Genomic DNA, 25178 nt, shown 5'->3' with positions numbered 1-25178 from the left:
TATTTTACTATTCGTGGGGATAGCTCAGTAGTTAGTAGCTAATAACGCGAATGGTTTTACTGGTATCGTCAAAGCGCTTAGATAGCTCGTCCCAGTTTTGATCTGCAATTATTTTTACCTCTTCGGCAGATAACCCGTATTTTTTAGCGGTTGCAACTGGGTCGCTTTTATAGGCTTCCATAAGCTTGCTGTTGGTATCCAACTCAATCAAGAAATCTTGAATAGATTTTGCCATTTTTTATCCTTTTTAATTTATGGTTGGGTTTCTATATTTAATAACTTGCTGTTCGGTCAGCCCTAGCTTTGCTAATCGGTCTTGTCGATAGGCTGGCATACCTATCGAGGGAACGACGAGGGTCGACACTAATGTGGGTTTAGCGAATTCAAGTTCACAAAGTCGCACGCTTTCTATTTTGGGTTCGCAAAGAGGCAGTGTCGCGGCTTCATAAATAATGAGTTCATGGTCCGTAGGATAATGCTCTGCTAAAATATCGGCCAGCATGGCAAGGCCTGACTGGCTTTGATTAGCGTCTAACACACTCAATGTTGCTTCCCCAGCTAACCCAATTTGCCAGATAATTTGTGTCATGTGTGGATCAATACGGTAGTCGCGAAACAGAAACTGAGTTGCTTCGTATGACTGGCAACCAAAGCGTGAGGGATCTATGCCTAAATCGGCAATTAAGCAATCTTCCGCCGAAACCCCGGGCAGCATTTTCGCTTCTAAGCCCATTCCTTGAACACGGCGGATGGCTTCATGAGAGGGAGTAACAAAAACTCCGGGATGGCCATAAAAAGCAACGCATACTTTATTGCCTGCCATCACCGACGCTACAATTCTATCGGCCATTTGAGAATAGGTTAACGCGCGTGACTTACCTTCTTCGTAAAGGTCGTCTAGCGAAACGCTATTGGGATTAAGAGTGGTCACCACGTGTTCGCCAATTTTGTTCATGATCCCCATAAACACGATGTCGGCATTTTCAATGTAGCTTCTAGCAGCAATGGTCATTTGCCCAGCAACACTTATACCTGTGCCGACCACAACTAGCGATCCTTTTTTAGTGGTGTCCATTACATCCTAAACCGTCTACGACACTATTATTTTGCCACTATAAATTAGAATTAAGGCTTTTGCTATATTCACAGTTTTGCCGATTAACGATAAGTTTTATTAAGTAAAGGTTTTATAGTGTTTAGGCTATTATCGAAAAATATCGCTAATTAAAAATATATAAAAAGGAACAAAGCGTGTTTTCAATACATGTAGAGCGAACCATTAATCAACCTATTGAAAAGGTATTTGCAATATTAAGTGATCACGCTAATTATGCGCAGTTTAAAGCTATTGAGCAGTCGAATTTACTGGTAAAGGGTAGTGATGAACCAAATGGGCTAGGTGCAGTGCGCGAGATTATTTCAGGGGGCTCGAACCTTCACGAAGAGATAGTGGCCTACGAGCCGCCTTATAAATTGGGTTATAAAGTGGTTAAGTCTAAGCCATTACCTTATGATCATCAGTTGGGTGAAATAACCCTTAAAGATGAAGGTGGAAAAACCCACGTGACGTGGCGCTCGAAAGGGCATATCACTATTTTTCTTTTGGGAAGCCTGTACTTCGATAAACAGATTCAAAGTGTTGGTAGCCGCGCATTTGGCAGTATATTAAAGCAGATTGATAGTATGGCGTGAATCGCCGTTAAATTAAGAAAACAATTCGCTAAACGCGTAATAAACATAGTTCATACAACTGGCGCGTAGTGAGCCAGATAGTTAGCACAGTCGGCCCTTTTTTAGCAATAAGGGGCTGGCTCAATTTAATACCGGCTCTTATCGAGAAGACAAAACAGTCAGTACCAATAAGTCACCTGCACGAATTTGCGTTCACTTGTTTTAGAACGTCTGCATATCGGCAGTGTTCAAAGCTGCCAAAACCTTTCACTTGTCTTATTTTCAAACGACTAAATAAAGGCATGGTCATGCCAGTTAAAAAACGGCAATAAATAGAAGGCGTGATGGTGGCTTCAAACTTTCCGCTTAAATGCATCTTTAGCGCCGTCATAGCTTCTAATACCTTCTCACTATCTGGTTTTGATATTGGTGATGAATAGCTAAGCGTTGCCACATCGCCTTCACAAACACTGCAATGTCCACAAGCCTTCGGTGCTTGAGTATCATCAAAATACGCTGACAAGTTATGACTTAAGCAGGTGCCTTGTTCGAAGAAGCTTACAAGTGCTGCGATGCGCCTGATCTCTTTACGCTCGGTTTCAGCAAAATAGTGGGCGAGTTGGTTTGAAAGATTGCCATCCTGTAGCAGTTCGTCATTAACTCGGTAAACATCGGTTATTAAGCGCGATGCGAGCTCGATATCATTGTGTTCGTGCAAATATTCTAATGCTGCAACCACTCTTGAACGTTCGGCACCATAATGCTGATAGATGCTGTCAAAATCGACGACACCCCATACTTTCTTCATGTTTGAGTGCGTGAATACAGCATCTAAAAAGCGCGCTCTCTCTTCTGAAAACATGCTAAGAATGGCGGCTTTATCAGAAATAAAACGGAATTTGTATTCAGCAAAGTAAGCGTACAAAGGGCGTATAACGTTCGCGAGTTCTAGCTGAACAAGTAGGGTTTTAAGAGGAAGCTGACGAATATTACTTGCACCCGATAGGCTGTTTATTTGTGTTTCCCACTGGAAAAGGTTGCTGTCGCCATGAATAGAGCGGTCATTTTGTACCGCTGAATTTTTCTCATCAAGGGCTTGCGACTTAATATCATCAATTACCCGTTGAATGGCGCTTTCATCTGGCGTGTCGCCGTAAACGAAGTTCTCTATGGTGACCAATCCGTCAAGATTCGCAAGCACGGTACAATTTGCTGCTTTACCGTCTCTTCCCCCCCTTCCAATCTCTTGGCTGTAGTTTTCAATAGACTTCGGCAAGTCGTAGTGAATGACAAAGCGAATATCCGACTTATCAATGCCCATCCCAAAGGCAATGGTAGCCACAACCACTTGAAGCTTATTGTGCATAAAATCTTGCTGGATACCTTGTCTTACATTACTGTCGAGACCAGCGTGATAAGCCTTTGCATCAAACCCTTGTTGCTGTAAGAACTGGGCTACCTCCTCGGCGCTTTTTTGCAAAGTAACGTAAACAATACCCGCACCTTGTTGCTTGCGAATCTCTTCCAGTAGGGCGTGGTTTTTGTTTGGTTCAAGTACGGGGCGAACACGTAGATTTAAATTAGGGCGATAAAACCCTGTTTGAATAATATTAGCTGGCGCGATATCAAAGCGCGCTGTCATATCATCTTTTACTTTTTTAGTGGCAGTAGCTGTGAGCAGAAGTACTAACGGAATATTAAGCTCTTTCTGATACACGGGGAGTTTTAAGTAGTCTGGGCGGAAGTTATGGCCCCACTCAGAAATACAATGCGCTTCATCAACTACCAACATACTTACCTGAACAGATTCAATAAACTGTCTAAAACGCTCGTTCTTAAAACGCTCCACTGACACCATTAAAATTTTACACTGCCCAGAACGCACGTCGTTCATCACCTGCTTGTTTTGCTCAGGTGTTAAGGTGGAATCGATGCTAGCTGCTGCAATACCTTTGCTATGCAAAAATTCCAGCTGATCTTTCATTAGCGCCAGTAATGGAGAAACCACCAAAGTTAAATGTGGCAGCTGCGTAGCAACGAACTGGTAACACAACGATTTACCCGAGCCAGTCGGAAAGATTGCTAACGTTGAATGCCCACTAAGTAGAGAATCCACAGCCTCTTTTTGTCCCTCACGAAACGCTGAGAAACCAAAAAGCTGCTGTAAAAGATTGTGGTTAGAAGGCATTTTTATATCCAAGTGGTTGATAATTCAGGTCTTACTAGATTCTATCTAGTCGTAGGTGGGAACAAGATATATTTTGCAATTTAAAACTTGTTATAAGGTGTGGTGGTAATAAATGCAACGATACCCAAGTCCAGTTTCAGCTTAAATCAATCTGCGTAGCCCCAAGGCGCACTGGGAACCGAAACTGTACTATCTAAATCGAAATCAACCTGTACTTCGCGCGCAGGGCGAATCAATCGGTAGCTAAAGCGGTTGGGGTAAATCATCATTTGCCAAACGTTATCTGTCGATGCTGCAATCCCAGATTCTATAAATAATGCTTTTGAATAGGCATCTGCGGGGAATGACTGAACTTGGACATATCCATCATCTACAGTGTGCCCGCCGTACATGGTTGAAGAATGAAAGCTGCCATCTTTGTTTCTGTGGTCGTGCTTCAGCATAAGACCCGCGCCGGTTTTCGTTAGAATCCAAGTGCGAGATGCGTCGTTACCCACATGAAAAGGTATTTGGATTTCTGAGTCTGTGCACTTTCGTATGTGCATAACAAGTTCTGCATCACCGAAGGTATTGCCTACATTATCTTTACTCACCTTCCCTCGAAACGCTTTACCGCAGAGCGCTTTTATCGAATTAAAAAACGCGTCGTGGGTAGAAATTGAGACCAAAGGTGCAGCCTTACCAAACGCCACATCGCTCATTCCGATTAGTCCTAGAAAGAGGTAGGTACAATGTCTTTTCATTTTTTATTCGCTATTACAGGTCGATACACGCTTTGCAGTGTAACTCATCTAGATTATCGGGTGTATAAACCATCGAAACGCATATGTATTCGAAATATAAATACTGCTGATAGTGGTGGCGTGTTAGCTTAACAACACATACAGCGTTTAATTTTTAGGGCACGAGAGTCAATATGAATAAATCTAAACAACTATTTACGCTAATTACATCAGAAGGTGAGCTTCAGGTATCGCTAAAAGAAGTAGACGTTCCAGAGCCGAAGGCTCATGAAGTGATTGTACGCATGGAAGCCTCTCCAATAAATCCGTCAGATATGTGGCCTATGTTTGGGCCAGCAAGCCTTGATAAGGCGTCTTTCGATGCTGATAAGAGCGCGTTGGTTGCGCCGGTACACAAGCCTTTGCTAAGCCGTATTAAGTCTCGTCTTGACCAAACTTTGCCTATCGGGAACGAAGGCGCAGGTACAGTGGTTGCTGCGGGCGACAGCCCTGAAGCGCAGGCATTAATGGGCAAAACAGTATCTATTCTTACCGGCGCAGCTTATACAGAGTATGCGTGTGTGCCCGTACAGGCATGTTTACCTCACATGGATAGCACTACGCCGCAACAAGCTGCGTCTTCATTTGTTAACCCACTTACTGCTCTTGGTATGGTTGAAACCATGCGTATGGAAGGGCATAAAGCCTTGGTTCACACTGCCGCGGCGTCTAACCTTGGGCAAATGCTAAACAAAATTTGTCTAGAACAGGGCGTAGAGCTAGTTAATATTGTACGTAGCCAAGAGCAGGTAGACCTACTTAAAGGTATTGGCGCGAAAATTGTGCTTGATTCCAGCAGCGAGAATTTCAAAGCTGAACTTTACCAGGCCATAGATAGCACTGGCGCTACACTTGCGTTCGACGCCATTGGTGGCGGTGAGCTAGTTAGCGATATCCTTACCATGATGGAAGCCTCGGGCAGTAAAGATGCAAAAGGTTTCAACACCTATGGTTCTGACAGCAATAAACAAGTTTATATCTATGGCGGCTTAGACTTCTCTCCGACAATTCTAAACCGCGCTTATGGTATGACGTGGAGCATTGGTGGTTGGTTGCTAATGCGCTTCTTAGGCAAGCTTGATAAGAAGCGTGTAGGTGAGCTTTACCAAAAAGTGGCAACGGAAATTAACACAACTTTTGCGTCGTCTTATAGTAAAGAGCTAAGTCTTGAAGAAGCCCTTCAGCCGGAAAATGTGGCGTTGTACAACGCGAAAAAGACCGGCACTAAGTACCTGATTGTGCCAAACAAGGGCTAATCAGCGCAGCGTTTAAATACGGCATTTTCAGCTAAACTTTGATTAATAAAAGGGTCTGTTGATCTTTGATGTACAAACTTAGGTTTAAAGTACACCAAAGGCTACAGGCCTTTTTTGTATTCGTTATCATCTAGCTGCAAAGAAGCTGAAAATGATGCGAAGTAACCCGTAACCGAGATAAAAGGTATTTGAGACAACATGCCTGAAGGCCCAGAGATTCGTCGCGCTGCAGATAAAGTCGAAGCGGTGATAAAAGATATCCCCCTAGAAAAAGTAGAGTTTGGATTAGCTCAGCTAAAACCCTATGTTAAACAGCTAGAAGGCGAAAACGTCTTGCGCATGGAAACCCGTGGCAAGGCGCTAATTACCCATTTTAGCAATGGGCTCTCTATGTATTCACACAACCAACTTTATGGCGTGTGGCATACCTGTAAACGCAACGAAATCCCCGATACTACCCGCCAGCTAAGGGTAGGGCTTCATACCGAAACACACAGTGCTATTTTATATAGTGCGTCTGACATTAGCATTTGGCCAACACAAACTATTCATGAACACCCTTTTTTACAAAGAGTTGGGCCCGACGTACTCAACGATTCAGTAACAGAAGAGTTGGTATTAGAACGCTTACGTTCAAAAGCATTCTATAACCGCGCGCTAAGCGGTTTATATTTGGATCAGCGCTTTATGGCTGGGCTGGGCAACTACCTTCGCAGCGAAATATTGTTTGCAGCAGGTGTGCATCCTTCACTCAAACCTTCTCAGTTAGATGATGAGCAGCTGCGTAGCTTGGCACATCACACCTTAGCAATATGCAAACGCAGTTGTGAAACCGGCGGCTATACCGTGTACACAGAACTACGCCAAGTGCTTGAAGCAAAAGGCGTTAACTTTGAAGGTACGCGATTTATGGTGTTCGACAGGGAAGAGCAGCCTTGTAGAGTCTGCGCCACTCCAATAAAACGCCAAACGTATAATGGGCGACGTCTTTATTGGTGTGGTCAATGTCAGGCAAAGTGATCTCGAACGCTTTCTTTTAGCCTACAGATAGCCTGCTATCGACTTAAGCAACATTGCTTATTAACCGGTATCGCATTTTGATTGAGTTTTGCGTGTAACCCAATCAATGAGGTTTGGTAGCCCTTCAGCGATGTACTCGACGCTTAACAAACATGAATACTAACATCACGTTTAACCCAAATGTTGCGATGCATAGCGATCCAATAGTGGCATCTCTGAAACTAAAGAATTGGGCCACGGTACCCGCGCCAATAGTGCCCAACATCATTCCCACGCGGGTGGCGTTTGAATAAAATGCTGAAGTAAAACCTGTCAAATCAGGCGCTTGTTGTTGCAGTAAGGTCAATCCAATACCGGCATATAAACCGTAGAACAGCGCGTTTAATATTTGAAGGGTCAATAACTCCCAACTCGACTGAGAAAAGTACACGCCAACGTAGAAGCAACAGCCGAAAATAAATGCTACTGCCATGATACCCGCAGGAGGGAAGCGTCGCGCTAATTTGGCTGCTAGCAGCATAGTAGGTATCTCAAGTGCAGCCACAACACCCATCATCAGCCCTGGCAAATTTTCCGGCAACCCCAGTTCATTCATTACGTACAAAGGCATAGATGATAAATACATGACATTGCCCGCCATTCCGGCAAGTATGGCCAACCCAACCAGCCAAAAAGGCAGCGATAACGAGCCCTTTAGAGTAGTGTTGAGTGAGTGTTGATTGGCTTTTTGCCCAGGCACAACCTTAACCACAAAAAGCGTCGCAACAACCACGCACGCGATAGCCACCGAAAAGGACGCTGCGAAGCCAAAATTGGCAACCAGCGTAAATGCCAGCGGCGGGCCTACCACCCAAGCAAGAGAGATGGCCGCGCGAACTTTTGAGTTAAATGCGGCTAAATCGATATCTTGGTTTTTTGCCCATAGCCCCGAAACGGTCAGCATTTGAGACACTGCCCCAGCGCCCACCGACATAAACAAGACGCCAGCAAGGAACACATGCCAAAACTGCTTGCTAAAGATAAAGGCGACCATGGCGATGCCCACGCAAATCATGGTTAGCCCGTAAAGACGATTTGCGTTAAAACCTTTGTCTGCCAAGTGCCCGAGGTACTGACTGATCACCAACCCTGATAGCGTAACGGACACCATATAAATACTTATATAAATAGGCTCAACGTTGATCTCATCAATGAGGAAATAGCTCATCAGTGGCGTAACAAACGACGATGTTAGGCCAGTTAATAGACTTAACAGTAAAAAAGGAAGCTGTGGAGAAAATGCGTGACGCGATGACATGAGGATACGAGCTCCGAGGGACTGTTAAACGTGGTTGACCGAATTTCGTAAAGAAAAGGTCGCAGCCCTTAATAACGAGGGCGCATTATAAGTGCTGCGTATCTAATGTCTATGACAAAGCTTTTATTAGTTATGCCGTTTTAAATACTTGGTTTACTTCATATGCTCAAGCACTGCGCGCTTTTTAAATTTAAAGAAAGCTCGCAATTTCGCTAAGCGACTTTTTCTGCATGGCGTGTGCAGGAATTGTGGCGTTTTCCGTCGGATAGCCCGCAATAATGAGCATATAAGCACGATCGTTATCAGGCCGTTGGCAGACCTCGGTTAAAAAGTTCATTGGCTTTGGTGTGTGGGTCAAGGTTGCCAAACCTGTATTGTGAAGCGAAGTAATAAGCATACCCACCGCGATACCCACCGATTCGTGCACATAGTAGTTTTGGCTTTTTTCGCCCGTTTCTGTTTCACCAAATTTTTGACTGAATACGGCAATAAGCCAAGGCGCGGTTTACAGATAGGGTTTACTTGCGTCAGTGCCTAACGGCTTTAGGTCATCTAGCCACTGTTGCCCCGCACGCCCATTATAAAAACCGCGCTCATGCGCTTCAGCCTGTTCGCGTATTTGTTGTTTTACTTCAGGCGACTGTATCGCGGCGAAATGCCAAGGCTGATGATTCGCTCCACTAGGTGCAGTGCCAGCGGTCAAAATACAGTTTTCAATTACCGCTTTATCAACGGGTCTGTCGCTAAAATGGCGAATGCTGTGGCGACGCTGCATGGTTTTCAAAAACTCCTCGCTGCGAGTAAGCATTTGCTCTTCAGGGTATTTAATAAAATCAGTTAGCGGAGAATGGTCATGAGGTTGCATTTATTATCTCTTTTTTATTGCTTTTAATTACTCTAACGTTTGTGGCACGTTAATAAAAATAAAAACGCGCTAAATCGACTTTGTTGAACACCGCGAAATAAAAAATAGCGTAAACGAGTATGCACAATAAAAAAGCGACTCACTCAGGCAAAAGTGAATCGCTTTGGTGCAATATGTTGATAGTAAGAAATATTGTTAGTGGCGTTTGAACGGCGGGCGAGTGCCGCGTTTCTGAGTATCAGTTTGCTCTTCTAGCATTTCAAGTTGGGCAACATCATACACAGGCATCATGGTTGTCACTCTGCGATACGGTGGTTTACCGCGCATGATGACTTCTTTCACTTCTACGTATTCAATTGCTTCTTGCCCTACTGATTCTAATTGCGCTACATCGTTAACCGATAAGCTTACTATTTTGCGTTTAAATGGCGGCTTTCCTGAATAATCAACTACTTGTACATCAACGGTTTCATCAGTTGATGACGTCATAGCTTGCGATGCGTTTGCAGAAAAACCAAGCGAAACAGCTGTAATTAATGAACCCAATAGATAGCGTAATTTCATGTCGTGTCCTCTCGTTGAATTGCTACTTTAGTCTATTGTATGACCAAAAATGTTCTAAACAATGGGTATTGGTGATAGATGATTGCTATCACCTAACTGGATATAGAGAATTTGAGTAATCAAGAGAATGGAGAGCGATTGAAAGAGAAGCTGCTGCGTTGAAAACGGAGTGTTTAACGATGGTGCGGAATGGATGGTTATGTGCACTATTATGGTGCTATAGCACCGTCTGGTATTGTAGAGTTTCGGTAAAATCAATCATTTACCCTTTGGTCTTTATCTTGCTGTCAATCAACACCTATGTAAAGAGTCGACAAAGGGTGCATGTGCGGTGAGTGTAAAATATAAAATCCCCATATTTGTTCTGCTAACTTTTTGGTTAGCATGTACATCTGCCGTGTCAGCGATAGAGCAAAATATTCCTCTTTCACAAAGCAAAGGCGGAACACTGTATCTAGAAGCGACCCTAGAATCGAACATAAAGGCTTCGTTTCTATTGGATACGGGTTCAAGCTTATTAACCCTCAATCAAGCTACGTTCGATGCGCTAACAAGAAATCAAAAGCTTCTTGCAACCAGAACCTCTGCTGCCAGAATGGCAAATGGAAAGATCGTTAAAATATCTCAGTATCAATTAAACTCGGTTCGTATAGGAAATTCGTGCGAAGTGGGGCCAGTGGAAGTGGCCGTGCTTCCCAAAGGGAACAATATTTTAGGTATTAATACGTTGCTAAGGGTCGCACCTTTAACTATAACACCAGACGCTGTGATTCTAGCCGGGTGTGAATAGCGTGAATGACTCACTTTTGTTTAATTAAACACCAACAAAAAAGCGAACCCGAAGGTTCGCTTTCAAATTTGTTTTTCGCTGGAAGATTAAATTAATCGTCGCACTCGCTAACGTCGCCGCCCATTTGCTCTTTCATTTTTACGCAAGCTTCATAAGCTTTCTTCGCTGCGGCGTCTTTAAATTCGCCTGCTTTTTCAGCCGTTGCGTCGTATGCGTCAGAGGCCATTTTCTTGCTATCTTCGTATGCGTCTGAAGCCATCTCTTTGCCGTCTTCATATGCATCAGAAGCCATTTTTTTACCGTCTTCATACGCCTCAGAGGTCGCGTCTTTGGTTTTATCCCAAGAATCTGCAGCACTTTCTTTTGCGCTGTCATAGGCGTCTGCTGTCGCTTCGCCCGCTTTTTCCATCTCTTTTTTTACTTCGCTTTTCGTCTCTTCGCTAGACTCAGTACAGCCCATTAAAGACAGTAACAGTGCTAACGCCATTGCTTTAGTTTTCATTGTGAAGCTCCTTTTGCTGGGATAGTGGCTTATTTCTAAGCCTGTCAACATGGTGTGGCCGAATAGGCATTGTGAAACCACTTGCTACGTGCCATTTTTTGATCATATTCGGCAAGCTGCATATTCGACGAATCCAGTCTAGCCTACTTACCAGATAAAGTGTAAGTAGACTTTATACCGAAAAATGAAAGGTTTATAACCAAAAACAAACCTAGCTAAGATTGAACAAAGAATTTGGATATCCTGTTCTGCAAAGCGTGATGTGGGTTACTCTTCTGGGCCTTGTGTGGTGAATATAAGATGTCGACGCATATCCTTCAACACGACGCCTTTTTTAAGCAGCGCTGCGCTTAATTTTCGCTGCCACTTCTTTAGCTCGGGTTCAGCGTTTGACACCGCTTCTTCATTTTCGAATTGAAAGCGAAGCAGTAAAGAACCCGGGAATTGATGATACTGAACGTCAAACCAACACTGTTGCATACCTTTTAACTCTTCAAGCGCTTGTGCTTCAAGGCTATCGGCTACACTAAAAACCAGTGCTTGCTGTTTGAGTTGAACGGCAGAAAGTTTTTTCATTACAACTGCTTCTCTATAGACACTTCAACGCTCTCGGTGACATCCGCACCTTCAATAGTTAGCCACATTTGTCCATCTTGAACAGTAACCTGTATTTGCATAGAGCGATGAACAGCATTGGCCAAAGTAGCGGCAAGCGACTCTGGCAAAGTGAAAACTGATAAGTTCTTTTTGGTTTGTAGCTTGTTATGTTCTTTCTTCCACCACGCGTCGAAGCTGTTGTCGGCGTAGGAATAAATCATCATTTGTTGGCTTTGATTGCAGCCCTTTTTGATGCGCTGTTCAGAGGGTTGGCCTAACTCAATCCACAGCTCTATTTCATCGCTAAAACTCTTTTGCCATAAATCTGGAACGTCGTCGTCAGACAGTCCTTTGGTAAACTGTAGGCGTTCATGAGCATTAACAATAAACGCAACCACGCGCAGCATCATTCGTTCGTCATTTTCAGAAGGGTGACGGGCAATAGTAAGGTTGTGGTCGTTATAGTAATTGCGATCCATATCCGTTATGGATATGTCAGCTTTAAAAATGGTCGCTTTAAGAGCCATGGTGTTCCTGCTTTGTTCTTAGGAGGCTTGAAGTTAACCCCGTGTGCTATGTAAAAAAGTGGCATAGCAAGTTTTGGCGCTATAGTAGCAGTAAAAAGCAAATTTCGCTGTAGGTGAGTAGCGCCCAATACAAGTATTTGTCGGTTTATTTATTGGAGCGCGAAATTTCTAGTGAAGCTTCTCGGTCATATTGGACATCGCGCAAAGCGCGGATAACCAAAAACTAAACAAACAAAAATGAAAACGGAGAGGGTTGATGAAGAGACTAGTGGCTATGGCGATGTTAATGTTCGGCTGTATAGCAGGCGCATCAAATGCGTATGCTTTGGAGCGTGGCACTATTGCAGAAGATGCAGATTCAGTAACGCCGTTGCTTAATGGTCAAGTGGTGCCTAAAACAACACTTAAAATGGCAGATGGTTCGCCGGTAAGCTTACAAGCGCTTACCATGCAAAAGCCCAGCATTGTACTTTTTTATCGCGGCGGGTGGTGCCCGTATTGTAATGAGCAGCTTGCCCAGCTTAAAGATATTGAAAAAGACTTGGTGGATATGGGCTATCAGATTTTGGCCATTTCACCTGAATCACCAGAGCGCTTGCAAGAGCAAAAGCTTGAAACAGAATTCTTGGTTACGCTTTTATCCGACGACAAACTAGACACTATTCGTGAGTTCGGCGTTGGATTCTACCTAGATACTGTGACTGAGTTAAAGTACAAAACCTATGGCATTAACTTAACAAAAGATGAAAGTGGTAATAGTGTTTTACCAGCACCCAGCATCTTCATGCTCGATAAAAAAGGGCAGGTTTTGTTTAGTTATGTTAACCCAGACTTCAAAGTTCGCCCGTCGGCAGACTTAGTTTTAGCGGTTGCGAAAACCCTTAAAAAAGAAATGTAATGCGAATAGCCTTACCAAGGCGTTGTTCTTGGTAAGGCATGCCAAAAGTACTCTATGATATCGAGCACTGCATTTCATCGCGTCTTATAATGATTAAGTTAGATTCGCACGTATTTGACTGTCATAACGAGCTGTACTTAACCATTCACCGAGTCACCGTATCTCAAAATATCAAAGTGTAAGGAGTAAGCATTTACACTGAGATCAATGAAGTGATGTGCGCGGCTAGACGTTTAGGTTCAATATAAGTGTCGCCTTTACAGTTGTTTACGACGCTTAATAGCTGAGTAAGTAAGTGTTTATTCGCTACGTTCCGCTGACATATAGCGTGAACGGTATTGAGTTCAAGTGTACTTGCTAACGCGTACACACCTTTCAAATTGCGATTTATTAGAAGCGCGTTTAACACGCGGTTAGCGGTGTATCGACGCCACGCCATATGAAAGCTGTCGAAATCGCACGTTAAGTCAACAGTTAACGCCACACGAAGCGCCCAAGACAATGGGCGAAAGTGTAAAAGATGTTCGGTTAGTAAGAATATTTCAAGTGCGTGGTCAACAAACAGTGACGGCTTTGCAGTTTCACTTAGCTCAATAATGGGGAATAGCCCTTCAGCAGCGAACATAGACTCTACGAATTCAAAGGTGTAATACCCGTTACCATGAAGAGCAAGAAGGCATGTCTCAATTTCATCGAGAAGCGTTTCATCGAGGGTATTAGCAATGTCTTGAAGCGTTAGGTTATCTAAAAACTTCGCAATGTTCGGGTAGAGGGCACTAATCTCAGCCCATTTACTTTCTTTTGAATGACGCAAGCCCCTCTGATATTTAAGAACGTCGTCATGCCGTGTCAAATCGATTTGGGTGTGCAATTCGTTTCTCGAATAAATCCATGCTGCCCAAGCTATCATTGGCGAGTCCGCTAATCCAAGTGCCTGGAGCTCATTGAGCGAAGAACCTAATGAGCATACCGCTTCCACCAAGCCATGGGCTGCCTTTACATCTTTCCCCATAAAATCGGGTTCTTCCTGCATATGTTCGAATGAATACACGCCATTACGCCAGCCTGCTAAATAGCAGCCTTCTATACATTTTCCGCACATGACTGTGCTCCTGTTAGTGTTTTTTGGTGATAATGAAGAGGCCTGTTGCTCTTTGGTGGTATTTAGCCTGTTGACAAGGCGCACGCCAACGAGCAACTGGCTCGTTGCTACTGAAAATTATGAAAAGTAATCAAGAAAAGCATCGATAGAGTAAAGTTAGATGCCAAGAGCGAACTTAAAACAAATTTTGTTTCAAAAAAAGCACTGTTTTGTCCCGCTATAAAAAAGTTATTTTCTGCAAGAGTGCGAGGTTTACAGCGTCAAGTGGTATAGTAGGGCTTACGCCTTAACTCATCGTATTTCCATGATAAATAAAAACTTTCCATTACTTGATTTACATCGTCATTTAGATGGCAATGTGCGTCTGCAGACGATTTTGGAGCTTGGTCAGCAATTTAACATTTGTTTGCCAGCTTATTCGTTAGAGGGCTTGCGACCGCATGTTCAAGTAATGGAGATCGCCCCCGATTTGGTGTCATTTTTAGATAAGCTTACTTGGGGCGTTAAGGTGTTAGGCAGTCTCGACGCCTGCAAACGAGTGGCGATAGAGAATGTAGAAGATGCGGCTAAGCAGGGCATTGACTACACAGAGCTGCGTTTTAGTCCTTATTTTATGGGTGAAAGTCACGGGCTACCAACTCAAGGTGTGGTTGAGGCCGTGATAGACGGTGTAAAAAGCGCAGCTAAAGATCACGATGTTAAAGTTAATCTCATCGGTATTTTGTCGCGTTCTTATGGCGCAAAAGTATGTCAGCATGAGCTAGATTCAATCTTGGCCTGTAAAGCGCATATAACTGCAATTGATTTGGCGGGAGATGAAAAAGGCTTTCCTGGCAACATGTTCATAGAGCACTTTACAAAAGTGCGCCGCGAAGGGCTACCTATCACAATTCATGCAGGTGAAGCAGTAGGCCCACAGAGTATTTGGCAAGCCATTAACGACTTAGGTGCTGTGCGAATAGGACACGGCGTTAATGCTGTTAATGATGCTAAGCTAATGGACTATTTGCGCGACAACCGTATTGGTATTGAAAGCTGTTTAACCAGCAACGTATTGACGAACACGGTCACATCATTAACAGAGCACCCGTTAACAACCTTTTTGGATCACGGCATACTCGCCTGCCTGAATACCGACGACCCGGCAGTTCAAGGTGTAGAGCTAGATCACGAATTCTCCGTTGCAGCTAAGCAAGCTGGCCTTATGCCTTCTCATATTAAACAAGCGCAAGAGAATGCGCTTGCAATTGCTTTTTTAAGTGAAAGCGAAAAAGCCGTCCTTAAGCGCAAAGTAAACTAATCCGAAAGATAAAAATCGTGCCGTGATTAAACGGGCAGTAACATTATTTTGATTAATAATGCCACCGGTGGCATTATTGTCGTGATGTGAGTATTTTGTTTCTTAAACGTAATCAGTTACGACTTAAATAATGGAGCTTTTATGCTGCGCTTTATACCTGATGTTGACCGTTCTATGAGTAGCTACCCCAGCCGTTTCACACACCGCCGGGCTTTGGGATGGGGGGCGTTTATTGTGACCCTTCTAACTTGTTCCTGTGCGTCGGCATCTACTGACGAAGACTGGAAAATTGCTGAACAGATTGTAAATCAGATCCAGCTGCCCACTATTCCAAACGAAAAATTTGTGGTTGATGTGAGTGATACTTCACTAAGCGCAGCGCGAGCGCCAATTCAACGTGTAATTGACACGGCTTCTGCCAGCGGCGGCGGTATTGTTGTTGTGCCCAAAGGAACATGGCAAGTAGACGGTCCTATTCGTCTTAAAAGCAAAGTGAATTTGCACCTAGAGGAGGGCGCTACTCTGCTGTTTTCCGGCGACCCTTCGCACTACCTACCGGTGGTTAAAACCCGTTGGGAGGGTACTGAGGTGTTTACCTATTCACCGCTAATTTATGCGCTAAATGTGGAAGATGTGGCAATTACAGGTAAAGGTACTATCGACGGAAATGCCCAATCGGCGTTCATTGGCTGGTATGAGAAACAAAATACAGATATGCATGCGCTTCGTAAAATGGGGTTTGATGGCGTTCCAGTAGAGAAGCGTCAGTTCGGCGAAGGGCATTACTTACGCCCTCCGCTTATTCAGTTTTTCCACGCCAAGCGTGTGCTGCTTGAAGATTATACGGCCCTGAATTCCCCGTTTTGGGTTAATCATCTGGTTTATACGTCTCATGCTACGGTGAGACGAGTGAAGGTAGAAAGTCACCTGTACAATAACGACGGGTTAGATATTGAGTCGAGCCAGTTTGTGCTTGCTGAAGATAATCACTTTAGAACCGGTGATGACGGTATCGTTATTAAGTCTGGCAGAGACGCAGACGGTCGAAATATAGGTATACCTAGCACAGACATTGTTGCACGAAACAATGATTTAGGCGGGGAAGACGGCATTGGTCTTGGTTCGGAAATGTCTGGCGGCATTAAGCGCGTATTTTTCGAGAACAATGTCTTGCATGAGGGAGACTCAGCATATCGTTTTAAAAGCAACTTAGACAGAGGCGGGCGCGTCGAAATGGTTCGAATTAGAGGCAGTGAAGTGGCTTCGTTTAAGCACTTATTCTGGTTCCAGCTAAACTACCCAAGTAATTTACATGGTAATTTCCCGGCTACCTATACCGACATTATTATTGAAGATTTAACGGTAGAAAATGTGGGAACGGTTTTGGAAATTCACGCTCCAGACGCAGTTCCTGTGCTTAACGTTAAGTTCAAAGACATTAAAATCAAGGAAGCAGAAGAAATTCTTATCCTAGAAAATGCCGACGATATTAGTTTTGAAAATGTCACCATAGGTGAGCAAGTCTGGAACGGCACGTTTTCTTCGCTGCACATTGAATCTGTTACTCGCTAGAAAACAGGTTAAATGCGATAGGTTGTTCGCATTGGTCCTTTATTTTCGCCCAAACAAGCGGCTAATTAATTGTGGGCGAACCTATTTAGGTTCGCTGGCTTTCAGTTTCGACTAGCTCAACAACAAGGCGTAAATTACTTTGTGTTGATACCGCATTAAATGGGTAGCAGGTAACTAAATAGAGCTGCTGCCCATTTACATCTACTTTCATTGCCGAGGCGGCATCGACTATCGTCTTCGATACAACCCGATAGGTTACCCACTGTGAGTTCGGCAACTGCAATTGCATAATATCTCTGGCTCTCACCTTCTTTAAGAACGTGAAGTGAGTATCTCTATGCCCGCCAATCACACTACCACCCTGTCCGAGTGGGGGCGAGTCGGTGTGATGTCCAGGGCCAAATGCAAGGGCGTTTCCCTGTGCGCCTTCTAGTACATACAGCTGCGTCTCGCTTTTGGCGTGAACCAGCTTGCCCACTGGCCAAGTATCAGACCAACGCCAAGGCTTCTGGTTAGCGCCAGTGGCTAGCGTTTCTTCCCACGAAGATTGAATCAAATACTGCGCGAGCTCAGCTTTCAGTAATATCCAGCCAGCTTTGCCAAAGCTGGCTGCGGCGATCAAGACTAAGATGATGGTAAAAGAGTATTTAATCATTGTTTGTCCAAGCAATATTCAGTCAAAAAATAAAGAAATGAGCTTAAGGTGCTAATCTCGTCCCCTTTTGTTTCGCAAGAAGGCGACGCTGTGAAAAAGCGACAATAAAAGCATGGCAATCATGCCTAATACGACATGTTCAGATACACCCGCTGCGGTTTGGGGGTAACTGATTTGTCTGAATTGCGTTCCCTGTGGCATTAAGTTTCTTACGTTTTCGGTGGAAGACGGTATGCCCTGTGTATTTGCTATTTTTTCTTCAATAGCAACGAAGCTGGTGAACTCTGTTATCAGTTTATGGGGCAGGGCTACAGCAAGTATGTCCTGTCTTACTTCATCTACATTTCGCCCTAACGCTTTTTCATCCATTAACGCCGCCACTTTCTTTCTTGCCCAAGCAGTCGCTACGCCAAGGTGTTGAGTAGAACTTGTCGACGTTGGCGATATCGCTACCGAACGGGTCCACTCGCGAGTAGTGCCCTGCTTGTCTACAAGTGCGCCTTGAAGGGCTATTTTTCCGCTTGTACCGGCGTTATGAGGCAGTTTCACATTCAAAAGTAAAGGAACTCCCGCGTATAAATCAGGGATCTTAGAAGGGTAAATCTCTGCTGACTGTGCATAGCCAGCTGGTAGAGTGAGGCTTAAATCACTCAACACAGGGCTTTCTAATTTATAAAGCAAGCTATCCATTTGCTGTTTAATATCTGCCGTATTGCTAACAAATACATAGCTTCCGCGACCAAACTGAGCGGCTCGGGTCATAAAATAGCTATTAGGCGCGCCTCCTATGCCCACTGTAAAAAGGCGCGCATCACCGAGTTCGTTCTTTATTTGCGAGAACAATGCAGCTTCATTGCCTACCGCCCCATCGGTGATAAAGACAACTTGTTTTATATAGTTTTCAGCTGTCGTGCGTTTAAGTGCGGCATTAAGGGCTGGCGCCATTTCAGTGCCGCCCCCTGCATTGAGGTGCTTTACAAAGTCCCTCGCATATTGCTTGTTTCGTGTTGTTCCCTCTACCGAGGTTTCAAACAAACGCGTGGTGTCATTGTTAAATGCTACAACATTAAATTGGTCTTTCTCACTCAAGCGGTCTATCGCTAATTGTAAACTCTCTTTCGCTTCGACAATCGGGCGACCTCCCATAGAGCCTGACGTGTCGATAACGAAGGTAATATCGCGATCAAAATCCTGTAAATCTTGGCTCTTCACTTGTGGCGGCATTAGCATAACAAGGGCGTAGTCATGCTGATCTTTTGATTCAGTGAAAATAGCTGCTTGTGGTGCACTAGAGGGCGAAGGCTGCCACTCTAGCCAAATGTCTCGGTCCATTTTGATATTGCTTTGATTAAAGGTGACAAGATAATTACCTGTGGATTCTGACCAATTCACACGGTGATTTCTGCTAGTGACGCTATTAAGCGTTAAACCAGTATTTAGTGTTGCGTTGAACGTAAGTTGCGGGCCTTCATTGCCTTCTCTCATATAAGGCGTGATAGATCTGGCATCGGGTACCTGATCTGTGGGTTCTCCCCAACCTGTACCTGATATTTCAGCTTCTATATTCTCGTTAAACTGATTTAGGGGAATGCCGGGCGAATAGCGAGGAGTGAGCGTAGTAGGCAAGTGAAAAGTAAATTTTCCATCGCGGTAGTCTACCTGTTGGACATACTGAAGTGTCACCGTTATTTCCTCACCCGGCGCTATATTCGCGACCTGCTGGGTGAATAAATTTGGGCGTTGTTGCTCTGTTAAACTGGCTTTTTTTCCCGCTTTTTTGGCCGCTTCAAATGCTTCTTTCGCTTCTGCCTTCGGCTTAATTTGCCCCCGGATTATTCTGTCTCCTATACGCATTTCCATACTGTTAATCGCCGCGTTTTCATCAAGCGGAAAGGTGTAAACGGCATGCTTCCATTCATTACTGGTGTTAGTGAATTTTTGAGAATAGGTAACGTGCGCAATCATGCCATTCACCTGTAAATCCACGTCAGTTGAATGCAATAGAGCGGGGGAAGACTCACCGTCCACGCTTTGCAGCATCAATTCGCCAGACTCAGCGCGACTTAGCGGGCTAACTACTACACCAAGCAAAAAGCACAGGAAGGAAGTAAGGATAAGCAACCTGTGATTACGCGGCTTGGCTGCATGCTGCCGTTCCCTAAACCAAGGTTTGTGACTATTGGCAGGCGTTAAATAATCCCGTTTGGGTGTTTTGGAAAATAGCATCAGGTAAGCTCGCTTTAGTATCGATACTTACCATTAAACGCCCTGAATAGGGCGAATTGTGAACAGAGATTATGGCAATCTAATGGGCAATGGTGGCGAGAGTGTTACTCGCCTGCCATAGCACGACCTTTCGTTTTAACACTGGCTATCAACATATAAATACTGGTAGCAAGTAAGCACGCAAATAAGTAGCCCATCAACCCTTGAGGGCCTACTAAAAAGTTATCGGCAATGAGTGGGCCTACTACTGAACCCACGCTGTAGCTGAAAAGCATGACCTGTGTGGCGCATACAATGAAGCTAGCATCGAGTTTGTCGCAGGCCAGATTTATTGCCACTGGGTATAGGGCAAATATTGCCATCCCTAATAGAAACAGACCTGCTCCCAAAGCGTATATACCGCTAACTGCTGCGGTTAATGTTATGGCGGCGACACCCAGTAAACAAAATAGTGCCATGAGTAACGTGCGGCCTAAGTACTTGGATAGCGCAGGAATTAAAGGTTGAACTGCCATAGCGCCTAAAATAATTAAGGCCATTAAGCTACCCAAGTCGTCATGAGCAATGCCCCGGTTTAATAGTTCAAGAGGCATTAAGCCGTAAATGGCACCTAGGGTTAAGCCTGACACTATGCAACCAATAATTGCGGCATGATTTAGCTTCGATATTTGTTTTAGCGATAGTGGCGTACTGTGGGAAGCTTCAGGCTGCTCGCTCTTTGCAAACAAAAGTACGCCAATGGCTAAAATCAACATGGTGAAAATGGCAGCAAAAGGAAGCATGCCGCCTACGCCAATAGCGCCAATACCTAACTGACCTAAAGAGCTTCCCCCGTACAGTGCGCCCATGTACAAGCCTAAGCGTTTGGCTCTATCAGCTTCGTCGCCGTGTAAAAGCCACGACTCTACGATAACAAATACACCCGCTACAGCAACCCCAGCCACTACCCGAGCCACAAGCCAAACTGCGGTGTGAGCAAACAAAGGCATTACTGCGATAGTAAGTACAAGGATGCCTAAACACAGTGCAAAACCGTGCTTGTACCCAATGCGGGTGACCAGCGGTTCAATGCTAAGGGCACCTACAAGTAATCCTGCGTAAAAGCTACTAGCCAGCCAACTGGCGATAGCCGTGTCTAGGTTGTAATGGCTGAGCATTAGTGGGATCAGACTCATCAAATAGCCAGACGCAACTGCGTACATACCCAGCGCAATAACGGGAACAGAAACCCGCGCTTTGGCCGGCGGGATAAGGGTGTTGTCCAAGGTAATGCCTTACATCAAAGGAAAGAGAATATAATTTCGCGGCGCGAATATGAGGCAAATTCTGATATAGGTAAAATGAAAAGAAATGCTCGTAAAGATGCTAAAAATTGATGGTGAGGAAGGCGCTGCTAGATAGTGCATGCGCCTCAGATAGTTTAAGCATTAGCGCCTTAAATCATCCGGTGTATGATCTGCCACAAATGCGTTTCTTTCGCCCATAGGTTTATCTTCTCCTACCGTACTGTCCGCGGAGGTTTGTAGCTCTATCGACGAGTTCACCTCTGCACCGATTAGAATGATATAGGCGGTTAAATACAACCACATGAGCAAGATAATAATGCCCCCAACGGATCCGTAGGTTTTGTTGTAACTTCCAAATTCATTGAGGTATATCGAAAAGCCATATGAGGCTACTACCCATAATAACGTGGCAAAAACTGAACCCGGCGTCACCCAGCGCCACTGGGCTTCTCTTCGGTGAGGGGCATATCGATATAGGGCTGAAAGCGCAATATTAAATAGGGCCAGCATAACTGGCCAAGTCACCCACATGGCTTGCTCGGTACTAAGGGCATTTGACGTCATCCAGTTTATTGCTTCGGGTAAAATGGTGATGCAGGCGAGGGACACAATTACGGTAAGGATCATAAATATGGTGCACGTAATGCGCGCTAGAATACCTTTGAAAAAGCCTCTTCCTTCCGCCTCGCTATAGGTAATGTTGCATGCTTTTATCAGTGCGTTGGCGCCTTTGCTACTGCTCCACAGTGACAAGAGCAGAGTAAATAAAAAACTCCAGCCTAATGCAGTATTCGACTTCTCGGTCAAATTTTTAAGCTGTTCTTCAATGATGTAGCGACTGTCATTTGGTACTACATTTACCAGCAATGCCATATGACTTTGCAGTTCATCGGGAGAGACAATAAGCCCATACAAGGCAATAGTTGCCCCTAATAGTGGGAAGATAGCCAGCAAGCAGTAAAAGGCAACGCCAGCAGAGATAAGAGGAATGTTATCTTTTTGCAGGCTAGTGAAAATACGCTTTGAAATACTCCACCAACTTTTCAAAGAAAGCTCGAATGCAGATTTAGCGTGGTTGAAACGTTCCTTGCTCATGTGTCCTCATGTTTTGCCTAAACGATAAAACTCTTAAAGCTTGATACATGAAAACTTCGCTGTCGGCTTACATCAACTTAAAAAAGGAACGAGAAAGAAGCTCTGTAAATCGTTCACAAAATCTGAATATGTGCGTGGCTATCAATGTTGATGAAAATGTTGGTTTTTATTTATTGTAATTTAATCAATGGTTTACGCTTGTTGGTTTGGATGGTTTGTAATTTGCACCTTCAATAGCATCTTAGCTAGATAGTAAGAGCTAGGTTATGCCATGTACAAACTAACGCGTTCACCTGATGTGATTTGCTAATGGTGGTAGGCGGACAGTTATTCCTGTCGTGTGGCGACCCCTGTTTTTACTAGCTTTACATTTCGTCTTTCAGAAGGAGAGAACACTATGAGCAACACCCAAAACCTTAAAGGCAAAAAAATCGCTATTTTGGCAACCAATGGTTTTGAGCAAAGCGAGTTGATTCAACCAAGAGACAAGTTTATTGAGCAAGGTGCTGAAGTTGACGTGCTATCTATTGATGATCAGACGACCATTAAAGCATGGGACGAAGACAACTGGGGAAAAGAAATTAACGTTGATAAACAAGTTACGTCTGTAAACCCTGAAGATTACGATGCCCTTGTGCTACCCGGCGGTCAAATCAATCCCGATGTGCTGCGTACCAACGAAGATGCTGTTGCCTTCATCAAAAGTGCAAACAGCGCGGCAAGTATTAAAGCTATAGGTGCTATCTGTCATAGTCCATGGTTGCTGGTGGAGTCTGGGTTAGCGAAAGGTGCAACACTCACTTCGTTTCCTAGTATCCAAACAGATCTCAAAAATGCTGGTGCGACCTGGGTTGATGAAGAAGTGGTGACCCACTCAAAACTAGTCACTAGTAGAAACCCAGATGATATTCCAGCTTTCGTAAGCAAAATTAGTGAATTGGTTGCCCAGTAAAAAGGAGGAAGTGTATGTCCACCTCAGCTACAGATAAAAAGGTTATCGCGATAACGGGGGCTTCCAGCGGCATTGGCGAAGAAACGGCAAAGCAACTGGTAAATAACGGTTTTAACGTTGCCCTTTTAGCAAGAAGTGAGGACAAATTGCGTGCCTTAGTCGAAGAGCTTGGCAATGATAATGCATTTGCTGTCAAAGCTGACGTTAGCGACTTTAAAGATGTCGATACGGCGTTTAAAAAGGCGAGCGAACATTTCGGTCGCATTGACGGCATTTTCGCTAATGCCGGGCGTGGCGCGAAAGCCGCCGGCATTGAAAAGGGGGACGTAGATGACTGGGATGGCATGCTGGGCGCAAACGTAAATGGACTGCTTTATACTGCAAAAGCTGGATTGCCGTACCTGCGAGATACGCAAGGCCACTTCATTATTACGTCTTCGGTCGCCGGTCGAATAGCCCTGAAAGGCTCTGTATATGGGGCAAGTAAGTGGTTTGCTTATGGTTTCGGTCAGAACCTCGCCGAAGAAATGCGCGAGTGGGGCGGCCGCTGTACCACTATCTGTCCTGGTATGGTGAATACGCCATTTTTCGATGAACCTAAGGAAGATAAGCTTCAGCCAGGGGATATCGCAAAATCGGTATTGTTTGCCCTAAGCGCAGAAGAGTCAGCCTGCGTTCGCGAGGTTTATGTTATGCCGGCGAAGTAAACGAACTAACCACGGGTAAGAGGTAATTTATTCAAGCAAAGGGCAAGGTTAGTCACTGCCCTTTTTTGTTTGCCCCGCCCTTACTTTTAACCTGCCTTATTAATTTCATGAAGCTATTCAAATTAGCCAAATAAAGTATTTTCCCCATCCTGTTACCCCTAATCTAGGTGTGTAGATAAGCGCTAGTTGAGTGAGATAGGCGATTGCAAACTCCTCATCGAAATGGCTTTCCCAAAGGGCCCGCGGCGCAATAACAATAACAGGAGAGTAAGATGTCGAACGAATTTACGGGTAAGACCGCTATTATTTCTGGCGCCGCTGGCGGCATAGGGTTAGCGCTGGCTGAGGCATTGGCACGGCAGGGTATGAATATCGTCATGGGCGATATTGATAATGCTGTATTAACCGAATCGGGTAACGACTTACGTGAGAAAGGTTTCGATGTATTGACTTGCGCCCTTGATGTTACCGATTACGCTCAGTGGGAAGATATTGTAGCTAACGCCAAAGAGAAGTTTGGCAAGGTTCATATGGTCATCAATAATGCTGGCGTTGGCGGTACGCCGGGGAAAGTTGAAGATTCGGAGCATGAGACCTGGCGCTGGGTAATGGACGTCAACGTTATGGGCGTACTTTATGGCGCACAAGCATGCGTGCCAGCTATTAAAGAGCACGGCGAAGGAGGCTGGGTGCTAAACGTGGCGTCGATGGCAGGAATGATGGGCATGCCATATGCGGCGGCCTACTGCGCATCAAAGGCTGCGGTTGTCTCTATGACAGAAAGCTGGGTACCAGAATTAAAACCTTTTGGAATCCATACTTCTGTATTGTGTCCAGCATTCGTGAAAACCCGCATTCACGAGTCGTATAGAAATAGGCAGCAAAAATACGCAGTAGCAGCTGAAAAACGCATTGATAAAGAAAAGCTTAAAGCAGGAGCTCAAGCAGCCACTAAGGCAGTAGAGTCGGGTATTGCTGCAACAGTACTCGCGGAGCGTGTGGTAGAAGCGCTAAAGGCCAAGCAAACCTATATTTATACTCACCCTAATTATCGCAAGGTTACCACGGCGCGTTTTGATGCTATCGACAGCGCTTTTGTGGATGCCGAGCAGAGTCCGGTTGTTGGTCACCTTATCAATGACGAAATTGTTACTTTTTAGAACTACGCACACTGAGGAACAAGATTTCCGTTTTCAACTTTTGTAATGGGTCGTTGGTCGTGTACTACATTGTAACTTTAAGCATTTGTTAGTAATGCTATAAAGTGGTAATGCTACAAATTCATAAAGGGGCTTGAGCCTAATGCCGATCAGTTAAGAAATATTT

The 25178-nt window shown here is 44.5% G+C and carries 24 protein-coding genes and 1 pseudogene; 10 read left to right on the top strand and 15 right to left on the bottom strand.

The annotated features are described in order from the left end of the window. Window positions 1–31: 31 nt before the first annotated feature. Together ACX5KA_RS03945 and ACX5KA_RS03940 are read right to left on the bottom strand one after the other, a co-directional pair. A complete protein-coding gene (locus ACX5KA_RS03945; RefSeq protein ID WP_239246405.1) occupies window positions 32–235 on the bottom strand; it encodes a hypothetical protein in 204 nt (67 codons plus the stop codon). Between the two features lie 12 nt (window positions 236–247). Next, entirely contained in the window at window positions 248–1075 is an 828-nt protein-coding gene (locus ACX5KA_RS03940; RefSeq protein WP_039218491.1) for an SAM-dependent methyltransferase, read from the bottom strand. Window positions 1076–1251: 176 nt separating this feature from the next. Between ACX5KA_RS03940 and ACX5KA_RS03935 the strand changes: the two genes are divergently transcribed. Next, the gene (locus tag ACX5KA_RS03935) at window positions 1252–1692 is read left to right on the top strand and encodes an SRPBCC family protein (protein WP_039218488.1); all 441 of its coding nucleotides are present in this window, start codon (window positions 1252–1254) and stop codon (window positions 1690–1692) included. Window positions 1693–1864: 172 nt separating this feature from the next. Here ACX5KA_RS03935 and ACX5KA_RS03930 read toward each other — a convergent pair whose 3' ends face one another. After that, window positions 1865–3859, bottom strand: a complete 1995-nt coding sequence (locus tag ACX5KA_RS03930; protein ID WP_458730468.1) for a RecQ family ATP-dependent DNA helicase — start codon at window positions 3857–3859, stop codon at window positions 1865–1867. Window positions 3860–4005: 146 nt separating this feature from the next. After that, window positions 4006–4602 (bottom strand): hypothetical protein, encoded by a 597-nt coding sequence (locus tag ACX5KA_RS03925; protein WP_458730467.1) that lies wholly within the window; start codon window positions 4600–4602, stop codon window positions 4006–4008. A gap of 173 nt (window positions 4603–4775) precedes the next feature. Between ACX5KA_RS03925 and ACX5KA_RS03920 the strand changes: the two genes are divergently transcribed. Further along, window positions 4776–5897: a zinc-binding dehydrogenase gene (locus ACX5KA_RS03920; RefSeq protein WP_039218481.1), complete on the top strand. Its 1122-nt coding sequence runs from the start codon at window positions 4776–4778 to the stop codon at window positions 5895–5897. 198 nt (window positions 5898–6095) lie between these two features. Then, window positions 6096–6917 (top strand): endonuclease VIII, encoded by an 822-nt coding sequence (gene nei / locus ACX5KA_RS03915; RefSeq protein WP_239246411.1) that lies wholly within the window; start codon window positions 6096–6098, stop codon window positions 6915–6917. Window positions 6918–7041: 124 nt separating this feature from the next. Here the strand turns inward: nei and ACX5KA_RS03910 are convergent, their stop codons facing one another. The 3 genes and pseudogenes from ACX5KA_RS03910 to ACX5KA_RS03900 form a co-directional block, all read right to left on the bottom strand. Further along, the gene (locus ACX5KA_RS03910; RefSeq protein ID WP_239246413.1) at window positions 7042–8214 is read right to left on the bottom strand and encodes a sugar efflux transporter; all 1173 of its coding nucleotides are present in this window, start codon (window positions 8212–8214) and stop codon (window positions 7042–7044) included. A 190-nt stretch (window positions 8215–8404) separates the two neighbouring features. Next, window positions 8405–9079 (bottom strand): annotated as a pseudogene (locus tag ACX5KA_RS03905) (nitroreductase family protein). 195 nt (window positions 9080–9274) lie between these two features. Beyond that, complete coding sequence (locus tag ACX5KA_RS03900; RefSeq protein WP_039218469.1) at window positions 9275–9643, bottom strand: hypothetical protein; 369 nt, start codon at window positions 9641–9643, stop codon at window positions 9275–9277. 331 nt (window positions 9644–9974) lie between these two features. Here ACX5KA_RS03900 and ACX5KA_RS03895 point away from each other — a divergent pair, with 331 nt between their 5' ends. Continuing rightward, a complete protein-coding gene (locus tag ACX5KA_RS03895; RefSeq protein ID WP_458730466.1) occupies window positions 9975–10433 on the top strand; it encodes a retropepsin-like aspartic protease family protein in 459 nt (152 codons plus the stop codon). A 91-nt stretch (window positions 10434–10524) separates the two neighbouring features. Here the strand turns inward: ACX5KA_RS03895 and ACX5KA_RS03890 are convergent, their stop codons facing one another. The 3 genes from ACX5KA_RS03890 to ACX5KA_RS03880 all read right to left on the bottom strand — a co-directional run bounded on the left by ACX5KA_RS03890 (window position 10525) and on the right by ACX5KA_RS03880 (window position 12059). Next, entirely contained in the window at window positions 10525–10935 is a 411-nt protein-coding gene (locus tag ACX5KA_RS03890; RefSeq protein WP_039218464.1) for a hypothetical protein, read from the bottom strand. A 267-nt stretch (window positions 10936–11202) separates the two neighbouring features. Then, window positions 11203–11511 (bottom strand): hypothetical protein, encoded by a 309-nt coding sequence (locus ACX5KA_RS03885; RefSeq protein ID WP_039218461.1) that lies wholly within the window; start codon window positions 11509–11511, stop codon window positions 11203–11205. Next, a complete protein-coding gene (locus ACX5KA_RS03880) occupies window positions 11511–12059 on the bottom strand; it encodes a YaeQ family protein (protein ID WP_039218456.1) in 549 nt (182 codons plus the stop codon). Before ACX5KA_RS03880 ends, ACX5KA_RS03885 begins: the two co-directional genes overlap by 1 nt. A gap of 256 nt (window positions 12060–12315) precedes the next feature. Here ACX5KA_RS03880 and ACX5KA_RS03875 point away from each other — a divergent pair, with 256 nt between their 5' ends. Then, a complete protein-coding gene (locus tag ACX5KA_RS03875) occupies window positions 12316–12957 on the top strand; it encodes a peroxiredoxin-like family protein (RefSeq protein ID WP_458730465.1) in 642 nt (213 codons plus the stop codon). Between the two features lie 193 nt (window positions 12958–13150). On the opposite strand, the gene ACX5KA_RS03870 is transcribed toward ACX5KA_RS03875, so the two are convergent. Further along, the gene (locus ACX5KA_RS03870; protein WP_458730464.1) at window positions 13151–14059 is read right to left on the bottom strand and encodes a hypothetical protein; all 909 of its coding nucleotides are present in this window, start codon (window positions 14057–14059) and stop codon (window positions 13151–13153) included. A 304-nt stretch (window positions 14060–14363) separates the two neighbouring features. Here ACX5KA_RS03870 and add point away from each other — a divergent pair, with 304 nt between their 5' ends. Both add and ACX5KA_RS03860 read left to right on the top strand, forming a co-directional pair. Then, the gene (gene add, locus ACX5KA_RS03865) at window positions 14364–15359 is read left to right on the top strand and encodes an adenosine deaminase (protein WP_458730463.1); all 996 of its coding nucleotides are present in this window, start codon (window positions 14364–14366) and stop codon (window positions 15357–15359) included. A 141-nt stretch (window positions 15360–15500) separates the two neighbouring features. After that, window positions 15501–16931, top strand: a complete 1431-nt coding sequence (locus tag ACX5KA_RS03860) for a glycoside hydrolase family 28 protein (RefSeq protein ID WP_458730462.1) — start codon at window positions 15501–15503, stop codon at window positions 16929–16931. 85 nt (window positions 16932–17016) lie between these two features. Here the strand turns inward: ACX5KA_RS03860 and ACX5KA_RS03855 are convergent, their stop codons facing one another. The 4 genes from ACX5KA_RS03855 to ACX5KA_RS03840 form a co-directional block, all read right to left on the bottom strand. Next, window positions 17017–17586: a class GN sortase gene (locus ACX5KA_RS03855; RefSeq protein ID WP_458730461.1), complete on the bottom strand. Its 570-nt coding sequence runs from the start codon at window positions 17584–17586 to the stop codon at window positions 17017–17019. A gap of 51 nt (window positions 17587–17637) precedes the next feature. Next, on the bottom strand, window positions 17638–19812 hold the full coding sequence (locus tag ACX5KA_RS03850) for a marine proteobacterial sortase target protein (RefSeq protein WP_458730460.1): 2175 nt from the start codon (window positions 19810–19812) through the stop codon (window positions 17638–17640). A 104-nt stretch (window positions 19813–19916) separates the two neighbouring features. Continuing rightward, window positions 19917–21077, bottom strand: a complete 1161-nt coding sequence (locus ACX5KA_RS03845) for an MFS transporter (RefSeq protein ID WP_458730459.1) — start codon at window positions 21075–21077, stop codon at window positions 19917–19919. A gap of 162 nt (window positions 21078–21239) precedes the next feature. Continuing rightward, window positions 21240–22193 carry a YihY/virulence factor BrkB family protein gene (locus ACX5KA_RS03840; RefSeq protein ID WP_458730458.1) on the bottom strand — a complete coding sequence of 318 codons (954 nt, stop codon included), beginning with the start codon at window positions 22191–22193 and terminating at the stop codon, window positions 21240–21242. Window positions 22194–22590: 397 nt separating this feature from the next. Here ACX5KA_RS03840 and ACX5KA_RS03835 point away from each other — a divergent pair, with 397 nt between their 5' ends. The 3 genes from ACX5KA_RS03835 (at window position 22591) to ACX5KA_RS03825 (ending at window position 25012) form a co-directional block, all read left to right on the top strand. Further along, window positions 22591–23145 (top strand): type 1 glutamine amidotransferase domain-containing protein, encoded by a 555-nt coding sequence (locus ACX5KA_RS03835; RefSeq protein WP_458730457.1) that lies wholly within the window; start codon window positions 22591–22593, stop codon window positions 23143–23145. 14 nt (window positions 23146–23159) lie between these two features. After that, window positions 23160–23852, top strand: a complete 693-nt coding sequence (locus ACX5KA_RS03830; protein ID WP_458730456.1) for an SDR family oxidoreductase — start codon at window positions 23160–23162, stop codon at window positions 23850–23852. Between the two features lie 272 nt (window positions 23853–24124). Then, complete coding sequence (locus ACX5KA_RS03825) at window positions 24125–25012, top strand: SDR family NAD(P)-dependent oxidoreductase (protein ID WP_039218431.1); 888 nt, start codon at window positions 24125–24127, stop codon at window positions 25010–25012. Window positions 25013–25178 lie beyond the last annotated feature (166 nt).

The organism is Alteromonas alvinellae (assembly GCF_902705805.1).
The sequence above is the reverse complement of the archived record's forward strand: the minus strand, read 5'-3'. Positions and strand labels throughout refer to the sequence as shown.